This is a genomic window from Streptomyces sp. NPDC052701, assembly GCF_040678355.1.
Lineage (GTDB): Bacteria > Actinomycetota > Actinomycetes > Streptomycetales > Streptomycetaceae > Streptomyces.
The window spans coordinates 76976-90586 of the sequence record NZ_JBFATO010000010.1 but is presented as its reverse complement, the minus strand read 5'-3'; the positions used below and the strand labels follow the sequence as shown (position 1 = coordinate 90586).

Annotated in this window: 12 protein-coding genes; 6 read left to right on the top strand and 6 right to left on the bottom strand. The window is 74.6% G+C overall.

Annotated elements, in window-relative coordinates; genetic code table 11:
- Nucleotides 1-551: 551 nt before the first annotated feature.
- Complete coding sequence (locus AB0L29_RS14410) at nucleotides 552-2276, top strand: BCCT family transporter (RefSeq protein WP_365826860.1); 1725 nt, start codon at nucleotides 552-554, stop codon at nucleotides 2274-2276.
- 13 nt (nucleotides 2277-2289) lie between these two features.
- Here AB0L29_RS14410 and AB0L29_RS14405 read toward each other — a convergent pair whose 3' ends face one another.
- Nucleotides 2290-3240, bottom strand: coding sequence for an FAD-dependent oxidoreductase (locus AB0L29_RS14405; RefSeq protein WP_365826858.1), 951 nt, complete (start codon nucleotides 3238-3240; stop codon nucleotides 2290-2292).
- A gap of 66 nt (nucleotides 3241-3306) precedes the next feature.
- On the opposite strand from AB0L29_RS14405, the gene AB0L29_RS14400 reads away from it, so the two are divergent.
- Together AB0L29_RS14400 and AB0L29_RS14395 are read left to right on the top strand one after the other, a co-directional pair.
- Nucleotides 3307-4329: an oxidoreductase gene (locus tag AB0L29_RS14400; RefSeq protein ID WP_365826856.1), complete on the top strand. Its 1023-nt coding sequence runs from the start codon at nucleotides 3307-3309 to the stop codon at nucleotides 4327-4329.
- 60 nt (nucleotides 4330-4389) lie between these two features.
- On the top strand, nucleotides 4390-6030 hold the full coding sequence (locus AB0L29_RS14395) for an ABC-F family ATP-binding cassette domain-containing protein (RefSeq protein WP_365826854.1): 1641 nt from the start codon (nucleotides 4390-4392) through the stop codon (nucleotides 6028-6030).
- A gap of 151 nt (nucleotides 6031-6181) precedes the next feature.
- Here AB0L29_RS14395 and AB0L29_RS14390 read toward each other — a convergent pair whose 3' ends face one another.
- From AB0L29_RS14390 to AB0L29_RS14375, 4 genes are all read right to left on the bottom strand, one after another.
- On the bottom strand, nucleotides 6182-6751 hold the full coding sequence (locus AB0L29_RS14390) for a putative glycolipid-binding domain-containing protein (protein ID WP_365826852.1): 570 nt from the start codon (nucleotides 6749-6751) through the stop codon (nucleotides 6182-6184).
- 66 nt (nucleotides 6752-6817) lie between these two features.
- Complete coding sequence (locus AB0L29_RS14385) at nucleotides 6818-9178, bottom strand: Tex family protein (RefSeq protein WP_365826850.1); 2361 nt, start codon at nucleotides 9176-9178, stop codon at nucleotides 6818-6820.
- A gap of 103 nt (nucleotides 9179-9281) precedes the next feature.
- Complete coding sequence (locus AB0L29_RS14380; protein WP_365826848.1) at nucleotides 9282-9413, bottom strand: LPFR motif small protein; 132 nt, start codon at nucleotides 9411-9413, stop codon at nucleotides 9282-9284.
- 101 nt (nucleotides 9414-9514) lie between these two features.
- Entirely contained in the window at nucleotides 9515-10384 is an 870-nt protein-coding gene (locus AB0L29_RS14375; RefSeq protein ID WP_365826846.1) for a hypothetical protein, read from the bottom strand.
- Between the two features lie 113 nt (nucleotides 10385-10497).
- Here AB0L29_RS14375 and AB0L29_RS14370 point away from each other — a divergent pair, with 113 nt between their 5' ends.
- Together AB0L29_RS14370 and AB0L29_RS14365 are read left to right on the top strand one after the other, a co-directional pair.
- On the top strand, nucleotides 10498-11457 hold the full coding sequence (locus AB0L29_RS14370) for a GlxA family transcriptional regulator (protein WP_365826844.1): 960 nt from the start codon (nucleotides 10498-10500) through the stop codon (nucleotides 11455-11457).
- An 11-nt stretch (nucleotides 11458-11468) separates the two neighbouring features.
- Nucleotides 11469-12104 carry a DJ-1/PfpI family protein gene (locus AB0L29_RS14365; protein WP_365826842.1) on the top strand — a complete coding sequence of 212 codons (636 nt, stop codon included), beginning with the start codon at nucleotides 11469-11471 and terminating at the stop codon, nucleotides 12102-12104.
- Here the strand turns inward: AB0L29_RS14365 and AB0L29_RS14360 are convergent.
- Nucleotides 12091-12870, bottom strand: coding sequence for an enoyl-CoA hydratase-related protein (locus tag AB0L29_RS14360; protein ID WP_365826840.1), 780 nt, complete (start codon nucleotides 12868-12870; stop codon nucleotides 12091-12093). The genes AB0L29_RS14365 and AB0L29_RS14360 overlap by 14 nt on opposite strands.
- A 151-nt stretch (nucleotides 12871-13021) precedes the next feature.
- On the opposite strand from AB0L29_RS14360, the gene AB0L29_RS14355 reads away from it, so the two are divergent.
- Nucleotides 13022-13603: a DUF308 domain-containing protein gene (locus tag AB0L29_RS14355; protein WP_365826838.1), complete on the top strand. Its 582-nt coding sequence runs from the start codon at nucleotides 13022-13024 to the stop codon at nucleotides 13601-13603.
- Nucleotides 13604-13611 lie beyond the last annotated feature (8 nt).

Here is a 13611-nt window from a genome sequence, read left to right as displayed (position 1 = left end):
CACGCCACGGGGCGCCGGCCGCCCCCTTCCGCGGGGAACTCCCCGTGCCGGACGCCGGTCGGCAGGACGAGACGCTCGGCCACCGGCGGCACGTGCCCCCGCACCCGACGGCCCCGAAGGGCCTGCCCGGGGCCGCGGACGACCGCCGTGGCCGGATCGCGGCGGCGAGGGGTGCGGCCCGGCCCACGGGCCGCCGGAACACCGGCCCGGCGCGCGCCGGCGGCGCCGCCGACGACCCGCCCGGGGAACCGGAGCCCCTTTGCAGGGGCTGCCCTGCGGCCACCGGCGCGCCTGTGCCCCGTGTGCGGAGGTCGGGGGCGGGTTCGCCCCGCACGGCGTACGCGTGCACCGGGACCGTGACGCCGTGCCGTCCCGCCGCGCCGGTCCCCGCGCGCCCCGGTGCCGCCGCTGCTCGCCGCGCGCGTCCCGTACCGCCCGACGGCGGGGAAACCCGATGTGAGCTATTCGAGGGTCTATTTTGCGCCACGCGTGGTAGGGGCGTAGCGGAGGTACCTCCTCCGTGTCCATCGCCCCGACGAAAGGTGCCGCCTGTGACGCACGACGAACACAGTGACAGGGAACGCCACGCGGGAAGCGCGCTACCGGGTTCGGAAGCGGGCCTCCCGGGTCGGCGACGGCCTCGGACCGACCGGATCGTGTTCGGTGTCACCGCCGTTCTGACCCTGGCGTTCGTCACCTGGGGAGCCGTCGCCACCGACTCCCTCGAAAGCGTCTCCGGCAGCGCGCTCAGCGGACTGATGCACAACGGCGGCTGGGCGTTCATGCTGGCCGCGTCCGGGTTCGTCGTCTTCGCCCTCTGGCTCGCCGCCAGCCGCTACGGCCGCATCCGCCTCGGCGCCGAGGGCGAGGAACCGGAGTTCCGCACGGTGTCGTGGGTGGCCATGATGTTCAGCGCCGGCATGGGCATCGGCCTGATGTTCTACGGCGTGAGCGAGCCGCTCGCGCACTACACGACGGCCCCGCCCGGCACCGACCCGGCCGACTCCGGCGAACGCATGGAGACGGCCATGGCCACCACCCTCTTCCACTGGACGCTCCACCCGTGGGGCATCTACGCCGTGGTCGGCCTCGCCATCGCCTACAGCACCTTCCGCCGGCGCCGCCGCCAGACCATCAGCGCCGTGTTCACCCCGCTCATCGGCGAGAAGCACGCGAACGGGGCCGGCGGCCGCCTCATCGACGTCCTCGCGATCGTCGCGACCGTCTTCGGCTCCGCCGCCTCGCTGGGGCTCGGCACGCTGCAGATCGGCTCCGGAGTGCGGGAGCTGGGCTGGATGGACGAGGTGAGCACCGGGCTCCTCGTCACCATCATCGCGGTGCTGACCGCGGCGTTCGTCGCCTCCGCGGTCTCCGGCGTGGAACGCGGCATCCAGTGGCTGTCCAACACCAACATGGTGCTGGCGCTGGTGCTCGCCCTGTTCGTGTTCGTGGCGGGCCCCACCATCATCGTCCTGGACCTGCTGCCCACCTCCGTCTTCGCCTACCTCGGCGACCTGCCCCAGCTCGCCGGCCGCACCGAGGCCAGCGGCGGCGACGGGGTCGCGGACTGGCTCGGCAACTGGACCGTCTTCTACTGGGCGTGGTGGATCTCCTGGACACCCTTCGTCGGCATGTTCATCGCCCGCATCAGCCGGGGCCGGACCATCCGGCAGTTCGTCGGCGGTGTCATCCTCGTGCCCAGCACGGTCAGCCTGGTGTGGTTCGCGATCTTCGGCGGCTCGGCGATGAAGATGCGGGAACAGGGCCGGCTCGCCGACGAGTCGACCCCCGAGGGCCAGCTCTTCGCCGTGCTGCGCGAGTTCCCCTTCGCCACCGTGACCTGCCTGATCGTGATGATCCTGGTCGGCATCTTCTTCGTCTCCGGCGCCGACGCCGCCTCGATCGTGATGGGCAGCCTCTCGCAGCGGGGCGCGCTCGAACCGGGCCGCACGGTGGTGGTGTTCTGGGGCGTGGTCACCGGTGCGGTGGCCGCCGTCATGCTCCTGGTCGGCAGCGGCCAGGGCGACGCGCTGACCGGTCTGCAGAACCTCACCATCCTCGCGGCGGCCCCGTTCGTCGTCGTGATGCTCCTCATGTGCGTCGCCCTGCTGCGCGACCTGCGCCGCGACCCGCTCGTGGTGCGCGAGCGGATGGGCTTCGAGGCCGTGGAACTGGCCGTCATCGAGGGCCACAAGAAGTACGACGGCGAGTTCGAGCTCCGCGTCGGCCCGGGGCGCGGCCCGGACGTGGAGGGCGACCCGATCGGCAGGCACTGACCGGGGCGCGCCGTCAGCGGGAGGCGAGGCGGGCCGCCTCCCGCGCACAGCCCCAGGCCACGGTCACGCCCGCGCCGCCGTGGCCGTAGTTGTGCACCAGCAGCCGCCCGTCCGGGAGCGGTTCGCGCTCCAGGCGGACCGCGTCCCGCGCGGGCCGCAGCCCCACCCGGTGCGCCAGGACCCGCGCCCCGGCGATCTGCGGCAGCAGCGCCGCGCACCGCGCGACGATCGCCTCGGCCACCGCCGGATCCGGCTCCGTCGACCAGACGTCCTCCTCCGCCGTGCCGCCCAGCACCAGCCGGCCGGGCTGCGGGAAGACGTACGCCATCTCCCCCTCGGCGGTGGTGGAGACGAGCCAGGTGCGGATCCCGGGGTTCTCCACCACGACCAGCTGGCCCCGCACGGGCCGCACGGACGCGTCCGGCACCAGGCTCCGCGCGCCCAAGCCCGTGCAGTTGACCACGACCGGCGCGTCGACCTCCGCGAAGGAGGACACCGCACGCGTCTCGATCACCCCGCCCGCCGCCAGGAACCGCTCCCGCAGCCACGGCAGATGGACCGGCATGTCGATCAGCGGCAGCCGGGCCCGGACCCCCGTCCCGCCGTACTCGCCGGCCGTGGCCGCGCGCAGCCCCGGCACCCGGGCCGCCACCCACCCGGCGACCTCGTCGAGGCCGGTCTCGCCCAGTACCCCTTCGACCGTGCGTACTCCGGTCGTCTCCGGCCGCCGGGCCAGTTCCCCGTACACCTCCAGGGACCGCAGCGCCCACGTGCGCGCGAGCGCGAGCGGCTCGATGCGGTACGGCCACCACAGCGCCCCCGCGACCGCCGAGGTGGTCGCCTCCGGCGGGTCCCGCGTCCACACCCGTACCCGGCTGCCGCGCTCCGCGAGGACGAGGGCGGTCGTCAGCCCGACGACGCCGCCCCCGACCACCACGATCCGGTCCCCCGATGCCTCTGCCACGCGAGGACCGTAGCGGAATGTGTCATGCTGCGCTCAGATCACGTCCCGTGCGGGGATACTCACCGTATGTGTGCCGAGTACGCGACTTTCGGCCTGGCGCCGGCGATGCGGGCCGGCGGAGTCCTCACCGGCGGCGACTACCGGGTCCACCGGGACTTCGTGGACTTCGTCGTCGACGGGCGTCCGCTGCTGTTCCGGCTCTCCGACCTCGACGCCGTCTCCCCGCTGGCCTCCGACGTCCCGCCCGCCCTCTTCACCGCACAGGTCCGCAGCCTGCTGCTGGAGACGGACCCGCCGCTGCCCGGCGGCCGGTACGTCATCTACGGCTGCCCCGAGTGCGAGGACCTGGCGTGCGGCGCCGTGACCGCCGTCATCCGGCGCGACGGCGACGACTTCGTCTGGCGGGACTTCGCCTGGCAGACCGGCGAACACGCCGACCTGGAACTCAACGGCTACCACGGCATGGGACCGTTCCGCTTCCGGGGCGCGGAGTACCGGGCGGCGCTCGGCTCCCTGCTGGACGGCCCGGCCGCGGGCGAGCGGCGCCGCGTCCTGCTCATCGGCGCCCGCGTCGCCGTCCTGGCCAGGCTGGCCGCCGCCCTGCGCACCATCGGCATCGGCGCCGACATCACCCACGACGCCGACGACGTCCCCGCCGACGAACTGCGCGGCTACGGCGCCGTCGCCTTCGGCCGGGCCGTCGGCGCGGAGCAACGGGCCGCCGTGCGCCGCGCCTTCGAACGCGCCGGGGCCAGCGTGACCCACGTCGACGGCCTCGCCCCGATCGTCCCCCTCCTCGTCGCCCAGATCGAACACGCCCTGGACCGCAGCCCGGCCGAGCGGCGCCGGCTGGCCGGCCTGTCCGCCGCGGGCGGCGCCGCGCACGTCGAGGTCACCTCCCCGTGCCGGGTCCGCCTCACCGCCTACCGCCTCGACCGCCTGCACCGCACCCACGCCCACGAGCTGTTCGACGGCGTCCTGGAACCGGGCCGGCACCGCATCCCCCTGGACGCCAAGGCGGTGCGGGGGCAGGCCTACCTCCTGGCCCGTACGACGGGAAGCGTGCTGGCGGCGGCCGTGCAACGGTGAGGAACCCGGGGAGAAACGGGACGCGGGCGATCCGGTGCGGCCGTTAGGATCTGCGGTCTGATGACTGCCACCCTCGTCGCCAAGAACCTCGCCGCCGGCCACGGCGACCGCTCCCTGTTCTCCGGGCTCGACCTCGTTCTCGCCCCGGGCGACGTGATCGGGCTGGTCGGAGCCAACGGCGCGGGCAAGTCCACCCTGCTCAGGATGCTCGCCGGCCTGGCCGCGCCGGAGCAGGGCGAGCTGCGGCTGTCCCCGCCGACCGCGGCCGTCGGCCACCTGCCGCAGGAGCCGGAGCGCCGCCCCGGCGAGACCGTACGGGCGTTCCTGGCCCGCCGCACCGGGGTCACCGACGCCCAGCGGGCGATGGACGAGGCCACCCAGGCCCTCGTCGACGGCGCGCCCGGGGCCGACGACGCCTACGCGACGAGCCTGGAGCGGTGGCTCGCGCTGGGCGGCGCCGATCTCGACGAGCGCGCCGAGGAGGTCGCCGGTTCCCTGGGCCTGGCCGTGGACCTGGACCAGCCCATGACCTCCCTCTCCGGCGGCCAGGCGGCCCGGGCCGGCCTGGCGTCCCTCCTGCTCTCCCGCTACGACGTCTTCCTGCTCGACGAGCCGACCAACGACCTCGACCTGGACGGCCTGGAGCGCCTGGAGCGCTTCGTCGGCGGTCTGCGCGCCGGGACGGTCGTCGTCAGCCACGACCGCGAGTTCCTCGCCCGCACCGTCACCAAGGTCCTCGAACTCGACCTCGCCCAGCAGCGGACCACCCTCTACGGCGGCGGCTACGAGGCCTACCTGGAGGAACGGGAGGTCGCCCGCCGGCACGCCCGCGACGAGTACGAGGAGTACGCCGACAAGAAGGCCGCGCTCCAGGACCGCGCGCAGACGCAGCGCGCCTGGATGGACAAGGGCGTCAAGAACGCGCGCCGCAGGGCGGGCGCCGACAACGACAAGACCGGCCGCAAGTTCCGCAGCGAGGCCAGCGAGAAGCAGGCCGCCAAGGCCCGCCAGACCCAGCGCATGATCGAGCGGCTGGAGGTCGTGGAGGAGCCCCGCAAGGAGTGGGAGCTGCGCATGGAGATCGCGGCGGCCCCGCGCTCCGGCGCGGTCGTGGCGACCCTGCGGGACGCCGAGGTGCGGCGCGGCGACTTCGTGCTGGGCCCGGTCACCCTGCAGATCGACTGGGCGGATCGGGTGGCGGTGACGGGCGCGAACGGCTCCGGCAAGTCCACGCTGCTGGGCGCCCTGCTCGGCCGCGTCCCGCTCGACGCCGGACACGCCTGCCTCGGCTCGGGCGTCCTGCTCGGCGAGGTCGACCAGGCCCGGGGGCTCTTCCACGGACCACAGGCCCTGCTGGACGCCTTCCACGCGGCGGTCCCCGGCCTCGAACCGGCCGACGCGCGCACCCTCCTGGCCAAGTTCGGCCTGAAGGCGGACCACGTCCTGCGCCCGGCGGCGACGCTCTCCCCGGGCGAACGCACCCGCGCCGCCCTCGCCCTCCTGCAGGGCCGGGGCGTCAACCTGCTCGTCCTCGACGAGCCGACCAACCACCTCGACCTGCCCGCCATCGAGCAACTGGAGGCGGCCCTGGACTCCTACGAGGGCACGCTCCTCCTGGTCACCCACGACCGGCGGATGCTGGACGCGGTCCGTGTCGACCGCCGCCTGGAGGTGGCCGACGGCAAGGTGACGGAGCGCTGAACCCCGGCCGCCGGCCGGCCGCCGCCGGAGCCGCGGTCCTCGCCGGGCCGACCCGCACCCCGGGGAGCTCCCCCGGCTCCCGGCTCGAAGCCCCCGGAGGCCTCCGGCCGACTCCCTTCCCCGAGCTCGACGATCCCGGCGGGAACAGGCCCTAGGAGGACGTCAGACGCCGGGCCAGCCCGGGGTAGTCGACGACGACGCCGTCCGCGTCGAACTCCAGGTCGCTGCGGAAGGTGCCCGAGGCGAAGCGGACCCGGCCGCCGCCGTCGGTCCGCTCCAGGTGGGTGTAGGTCTGCCGGGACCTCCGCACCGTCAGACTCGGCACCGCCACCCAGGCCATCAGGAACTCCTGCTCCCCGGGGCTCCGGTGCAGCCCGTGGCGCAGCACCGGCATGGTGTTGGTCAACGGGCACAGCCCCAGGTCGCAGTCGAGGGCCCCGCTCATGTCGGGCAGCCGCTCACCGTCGGCCGTCCACCCGCCCCGGCCGTCGTGCCGCAGGTCCAGCGTGCGGGTGCGCGCCGTCGTCTCGGCCGTCACCAGCAGCCTTCGCGTCACGAACCCCTCACCGGTGTGCAGCTCGTAGGAGATCCAGTACGGCTCCGGTACCGTCCCGACCGCCCGGCCGCGGGCCCGGAGGGCGTCGCCGTCGAAGTCGGCCCAGGCGGTCTCGTAGCCACGGCTCGCCGTGACGTCCCAGGTGAGTACCCGCGAAGTGGTCATGCCGCCACCCTACGAGCGGAACCGGGCCCGGGCCCCGACGGCGTCAGGGGTCCGGGCCCGGACGGGTCAGCGCCGGCCGTTGCCCGGATCGAGCAGGCCGGCGCGGCGCAGGGCGTCGGCCATGGCGCCGTTGGCGGGCGGGGGCGCCTGGCGCGCACCGCCACCGCCGCCACGGCCGCCCTGGCGCTGCTGCGGCGGGCGCCCGCCGCGCTGCCGGCGCTCGCCCGGGGCCTGCCCCTGCGGGGCGGCCTCGTCGTCCAGCCGCAGCGTCAGCGAGATCCGCTTGCGCGGGATGTCGACGTCGAGGACCTTCACCCGGACGATGTCACCGGGCTTGACCACGTCCCGCGGGTCCTTCACGAACGTCTTCGACATCGCGGAGACGTGCACCAGGCCGTCCTGGTGGACACCGACGTCGACGAACGCGCCGAACGCCGCCACGTTCGTCACGACGCCCTCCAGGACCATCCCCGCCGACAGGTCGGAGATCTTCTCCACGCCCTCCTTGAAGGCGGCCGTCCTGAACGCGGGCCGCGGGTCGCGCCCCGGCTTCTCCAGCTCCCTGAGGATGTCGGTGACGGTCGGCAGACCGAACGTCTCGTCCACGAAGTCCTGCGGCCTGAGCGACCGCAGCACCGAGGTGTTGCCGATGAGGGCGGCCACCTCCTGGCCGGTGGTCTTCACCATGCGGCGGACGACCGGGTACGCCTCCGGGTGCACGCTGGAGGCGTCCAGCGGGTCGTCGCCGCCGCGGATCCTGAGGAAGCCCGCGCACTGCTCGTACGCCTTCGGGCCGAGCCGCGGCACCTTCTTGAGCTCGGAGCGGGAGGTGAACGGGCCGTGGGCGTCCCGGTGCGCCACGATGTTCTCGGCGAGACCGGAGGTGATGCCGGAGACCCGGGCGAGCAGCGGCGCGGAGGCCGTGTTGACGTCCACGCCCACGCCGTTCACACAGTCCTCCACCACCGCGTCCAGGGAACGCGACAGCTTCACCTCGGACAGGTCGTGCTGGTACTGGCCGACCCCGATCGACTTCGGGTCGATCTTCACCAGTTCGGCCAGCGGGTCCTGCAGGCGCCGGGCGATGGAGACCGCGCCGCGCAGCGACACGTCCAGGTCGGGCAGCTCCTGGGAGGCGAAGGCGGAGGCCGAGTACACCGAGGCGCCCGCCTCGGACACCATCACCTTCGTGAGGTTCAGCTCCGGGTGCCTGGCGATGAGTTCACCGGCGAGCTTGTCGGTCTCGCGGGAGGCCGTGCCGTTGCCGATCGCGATCAGCTCGACCGCGTGCTCCTCGGCCAGCCGCGCCAGCCTGGCGATGGCCTCGTCCCACCTGTTCGCCGGGACGTGCGGGTGGATGACGTCCGTCGCCACCACCTTGCCGGTCGCGTCGACCACGGCGACCTTCACACCCGTGCGGAACCCCGGGTCCAGGCCGAGGGTCGCGCGCGTGCCGGCGGGGGCGGCGAGCAGCAGGTCGCGCAGGTTCGCCGCGAACACCTTCACGGCCTCGTCCTCGGCGGCCGTGCGCAGTCGCGTCCTGATGTCGATACCGAGGTGCACCAGGATGCGGGTGCGCCAGGCCCAGCGGACCGTGTCCGCGAGCCACTTGTCGGCGGGCCGGCCCCGGTCGGCGATCCCGAACCGGCGCGCGACGATCCCCTCGTACGACGACCGGCCCTCCGTCGGCTCCTCCGGCTCCAGGACGAGGTCGAGGACCTCCTCCTTCTCGCCGCGCAGCATCGCCAGGACGCGATGGGAGGGCAGTTCGGCGAACGGCTCGGCGAAGTCGAAGTAGTCGGCGAACTTGGCGCCCGCCTCCTCCTTGCCCTCGCGCACCTTGGCCACCAGCCGTCCGCGCGCCCACATGCGCTCGCGCAGCTCGCCGATCAGGTCGGCGTCCTCGGAGAACCGCTCGGTGAGGATGGCCCGGGCGCCGTCCAGGGCGGCCTGCGGATCGGGCACGCCCTTGTCGGCGTCGACGAACGCGGCGGCCGCGGCCAGCGGTTCGACCCCCGGGTCGCCCAGCAGCCCCTCGGCCAGCGGCTCGAGGCCCGCCTCGCGCGCGATCTGCGCCTTGGTGCGCCGCTTGGGCTTGTAGGGCAGGTAGATGTCCTCAAGGCGCGCCTTGGTCTCGGCGCCCCTGATCCGGGCCTCCAGCTCCTCGGTGAGCTTGCCCTGCTCGCGCACCGACTCCAGGACCGCCGTGCGCCGCTCCTCCAGTTCCCGCAGATAGCGCAGCCGCTCCTCGAGCGCGCGCAGCTGCGCGTCGTCGAGCATCCCGGTGGCTTCCTTGCGGTAGCGGGCGATGAAGGGCACCGTCGAACCGCCGTCGAGCAGCTCGACCGCGGCCTTCACCTGCCGCTCCGCTACGCCGAGCTCCTCGGCGATCCTGCCTTCGATGGACCCTGTGAGGGGTGTCGTCACGATCCCGTACCGCCTTCTCCGCTTCAGGTTGCGCGGCAATTGTGGCAGGTGGCACCGACACCCGGGGATCAGGGCGGCACCCCGGCGGGCCGGGGGAGCGCGGTCACGCCCGGCGGCTCCGGGCAGTGGACGAGGCGCCGCCGAACAGGCGGGCCAGGGCCCGGAACGGCAGGGTCACGACGGTGGCGACGGCACCGCCGATCTGGCGCAGGACATCAGCGACAGCACGGAACACGATTTTCCCCTTTCCGCGTTCACGGTTCACGCGTCGTTCGAGCGTCGTCCGGCCACGACGGCCGGGCGAGGTCCGGGTACCACGCTGCCGCGTGTACATGCTCAGCCTTTGCCGATCAGGTCCGCGGGAAAGGCCCCGGCGGCGGACGCGGTGCGCGCGAACGCCGTGCCCAGCTCCGTCAGCCGCGTAACGCCCTCGGCGCCCAGGTGCTCGTAGGGGGCCGCGTCGAGCCGGTCCGTCTCCCGCTCGATCTCGTCGCGCAGCGCGGCACCCCGCTCGGTCAGCTCGCCGGTGCCGTCCAGCAGCCCGCGCTCGCGCAGCCGCGCCACCGCCGCGTCCCACTCCTGCGCGCTCCAGCCGCGGGTGCCGAGCACCCACTTCGGCGCCATGCCGCGGCCGGTCGCCGTGTGGGTCACCAGCGCCTCCAGGCCGTCGAGGCCGGCGGAGACCAGCACGGTCAGGTGCCCGTCGCCCCGGTGTTCGCGCAGCAGGGTCGCGGCGTGCCAGAACGCCAGGTGGGGCGCGTCCGGGACGGGCAGGTCGGCGTGGGCCGCGTACAGCGGCCGGGCGCCGCGCGAGCAGGCCTCGGCGGCGCGCAGCGCGAGCCGCGCGGCCTCGGCCATCTCCGCGGACGCCACCGCCTCCTCGCCCAGCAGACGGCGCAGCGTCGCGTCGACGGCACGCACGCGGGCCGCCAGCACCCGCTCGGGCGGGGCGGTCCGCCACACGGCGGGCACGTGCCGGGCCACGAGCTCGTACTTGTAGTTGTAGAACGTCGCCGCCACCGTGCCCGGTCCGACCGGCCCCAGCGCGGCCGCCCGCACCGCGAAGTTGACGGCGCGGGGGTGCGTGACCCCGATGCCGCCCAGCTCCCGCCCGAGGTCGGGCGAGAAGTAGTGCGTGGAGTGCAGGGAGTTGAGCGCGTTGTGGCAGCGGCGCCCGGCGCGCGGCTCGATGGCGGCAGTCGTCATGACCGGGAGGTTACCAACCGCTTGGTACGTCCTCCAGGGCCGCAGAGCGCATGGCAGGAAAGGTGGGGAACTCGTCATTGCGGCCGTCCCCGGGCCCGCGAAGAATCGTCGCCATGGCGCAGCGCACCGTCCTCGTCGTCCTCTTCGAGGGCGTGCAGAGTCTCGACGTCACCGGTCCCGTGGAGGTCTTCGCCGGGGCGGAGCGGCACACCCCGGGCACGTACCGGCTCCTCACGGCCTCCCTGGACGGCGCTCCCGTCCGCACCACCAGCGGCCTGACCCTCGTTCCCGACCTCTCGCTGGCCGCCGCGCCCCCTCCGCACACCCTGCTCGTGCCGGGCGGGCAGGGCGCCCGCCGCCCCGATCGGCGCCTGGTCGGCTGGGTGCGCGACCACGGTCCGCGCGCCGCGCGCCTGGTCTCCGTGTGCACCGGCGCGCTCCTGCTCGCCGAGGCCGGCCTGCTGGACGGCCGCCGTGCCACCACCCACTGGGCGTACTGCGACCGGCTCGCCCGCGACCATCCGCGGGTGCGGGTCGAACCCGACCCCGTCTACGTCCGCGACGGACACGTCGCCACCTCGGCCGGCGTCACCGCCGGGATCGACCTCGCCCTCGCCCTGGCCGAGGAGGACCTGGGCCGTGACGCCGCCCTCCTCGTCGCCCGCCACCTGGTCGTCTTCCTGCGCCGGCCCGGCAACCAGGCCCAGTTCAGCGCCCAGCTCGCCGCCCAGACCGCCCGGCGCGAACCCCTGCGGGAGGTCCAGCGCTGGATCACCGAGCATCCCGCCGGCGACCTGAGCGTGGAGTCCCTCGCCGCCCGCGCCCGCCTCTCGCCCCGCCACTTCGCCCGCGCCTTCCGCGCCGAGACCGGCGTGACGCCCGGCCGCTACGTCGACCGCGTCCGCCTCGAACACGCCCGCCGCCTGCTGGAGGACACCGCCGACGGCGTCGAGGAGGTCTCCCGCGCCAGCGGCTACGGCACCCCCGAGGCCATGCGCCGCGCGTTCGTCAGGGCGCTCGGCACACCGCCGGCCGAGTACCGCCGCAGGTTCCGCCCGGCACCCGCCCACTGAAGGGAAAACCCATGCAGATCGCGATCGTCCTCTACGACCGCTTCACCGCGCTCGACGCCGTCGGCCCGTACGAGACCCTCGGCCGCCTCCCGGGCGCCGAGACCGTCTTCGTCGCCGAGCGGTCCGGGCCCCTGCGCGCCGACACCGGAGCCCTGGCGCTCACCGCCGACCGGACCCTGTCCGAGGTGCCGGGCCCCGACATCGTGGTCGTCCCCGGCGGCCCCGGCCAGTCCGCGCTGATGGAGGACGCCGCGTTCCTGGACTGGCTGCGCACCGCCGACGCCACCAGCACCTGGACGACGTCGGTGTGCACCGGCTCCCTGCTGCTGGCCGCCGCCGGACTCCTGCGGGGCCGCCGCGCGACCTCCCACTGGCTGGCCCTGGACCAGCTCGGGCGGTTCGGCGCCGAACCGACGGGGGAGCGGGTGGTCACCGACGGCAAGTACGTCACCGCCGCCGGCGTCTCCTCCGGCATCGACATGGGCCTCACCCTGCTCGGCGCGATCGCCGGCGACGACCACGCACGGACCGTCCAGCTCGCCGTCGAGTACGACCCGCAGCCGCCCTATGACGCCGGGTCGCCCGAGAAGGCGCCCGCGCACCTGGTCGACCTGCTCCGGTCGCGCAGCCGCTTCATCCTGACGTAGGCCCGCCCGCGGCGTCCGGCGCGGGCACGCTCCAGGTGAAGCGCGGCTGCCTGCGCTCCAGGAACGCGGCGACGCCCTCCGCGGTGTCGCCGCTTGCGCGCGCCTGCTCGGCCCAGTGGGCCTGCCGGTCCGCGCGTCCGTGCACGAACTCCTTGGCCGCGGCCTGCGTCAGCTGCGAGCGGGAGACCAGGATCCGCGTGAACCGCGCGACCCGCCCGCCGAGTTCGTCCCCGGGCAGCACCTCGTCGACCAGGCCGGTGCGCAGCGCCCGCCCCGCGTCGATCAGCTCACCGGAGAACAGCAGGTACTTGGCGGTGGCCGGGCCGACCAGCGACACCAGCCGCCGGGTGGCGGAGGCCGGGTACACGACCCCGAGCCTGGCCGGCGTCACCCCGAACAGCGCGCCCTCCTCGGCGAACCGCAGGTCGCAGGCGACCGCCAGCTGTGCCCCGCCGCCCACGCAGTGCCCGCGCACCACGGCCAGCGTCGGCTTCGGGAACGCGGCGAGCGCCTCCTCGGCCCGTACGGAGAGCTCCTGGGCCTCCTCGGCGGAGCCCCGCAGCGTCGCGATGTCGGCCCCGGCGCAGAACGTGCCGCCCTCACCGGTGAGCACCAGCGCCCGGACCCCGGCGTCCCCCGCCAGCGCGTCGAGCAGCGGCGGCAGGGCGCGCCACATCGCGGCCGTCATCGCGTTGCGCTTGGCGGGGTTGCGCACGACGACGGTGGCGACCGAGTCGGTGACGCTGTGCAGCAGCTGCGGCTCCATGCGGCGGATGCTATCCGCCCCGGTCGCACGGCCGTCCGGCAGGAGCCGGCGGGGGTGTCAGCCGCACGGCCGTGCGGCAGGAACCGGCGAGGGCGTTAGGAGACGGCGGCAGAGGGGACTGGGAGGGGGGAACGCGCGTGAGGAGACGCCCATGGTCAAGTCCACCGAGCCCCGCGGCGAGGCGGCCGGACTCCGCCGCGACTTCGGCCGGCTCGCCGCCCTGGGCGTGGTCCTGGTCCTCGCGGGTCTCGTCGGCCTCGTCTACACGGCCGTCGCCACCCTGACCTCGATGCTCCTGTTCGGCTGGCTGCTGCTGATCGGCGGTGTCGTCGGGGTGCTGCACGCCGTCCAGTCCCGGGACGGCCACTTCTTCTGGCTGGGCGTGGTGGTCGCGGCCCTGAACTTCGCCGCCGGCGTGGTGGTCCTCAGGATGCCGGAGGCGGCGGCCGAGGCGCTGACCATGTTCGCCGCGCTGCTCTTCCTGACCGGTGGCGTCTTCCGTCTGGTCGGCAGCCTGGTGGTGCGCGGACCCCAGTTCGGCTGGACCCTGGTGCAGGGCGCGTTCGGCCTGTTCCTCGGCGTCCTGGTCCTGCTCTCGTGGCCGAGCGGCAGCCAGTACGCCATCGGCGCCTTCTTCTCCCTCACCCTGCTCTTCGACGGGCTCGGCCTGATCGCCACCGGCTTCGGCGGGCGCAGGATCGTCGGCATGGTCTCCGACCGCCTGCCCGGGTAGTGCCCCCG

Coding starts and splice junctions, on each gene's coding strand:
- AB0L29_RS14400 (WP_365826856.1), top strand. CDS start 3,307: ATGTGTGCCGAGTACGCGACTTTCGGCCTGGCGCCGGCGATGCGGGCC.
- AB0L29_RS14395 (WP_365826854.1), top strand. CDS start 4,390: ATGACTGCCACCCTCGTCGCCAAGAACCTCGCCGCCGGCCACGGCGAC.
- AB0L29_RS14390 (WP_365826852.1), bottom strand. CDS start 6,751: ATGACCACTTCGCGGGTACTCACCTGGGACGTCACGGCGAGCCGTGGC.
- AB0L29_RS14375 (WP_365826846.1), bottom strand. CDS start 10,384: ATGACGACTGCCGCCATCGAGCCGCGCGCCGGGCGCCGCTGCCACAAC.
- AB0L29_RS14370 (WP_365826844.1), top strand. CDS start 10,498: ATGGCGCAGCGCACCGTCCTCGTCGTCCTCTTCGAGGGCGTGCAGAGT.
- AB0L29_RS14365 (WP_365826842.1), top strand. CDS start 11,469: ATGCAGATCGCGATCGTCCTCTACGACCGCTTCACCGCGCTCGACGCC.
- AB0L29_RS14360 (WP_365826840.1), bottom strand. CDS start 12,870: ATGGAGCCGCAGCTGCTGCACAGCGTCACCGACTCGGTCGCCACCGTC.
- AB0L29_RS14355 (WP_365826838.1), top strand. CDS start 13,022: ATGGTCAAGTCCACCGAGCCCCGCGGCGAGGCGGCCGGACTCCGCCGC.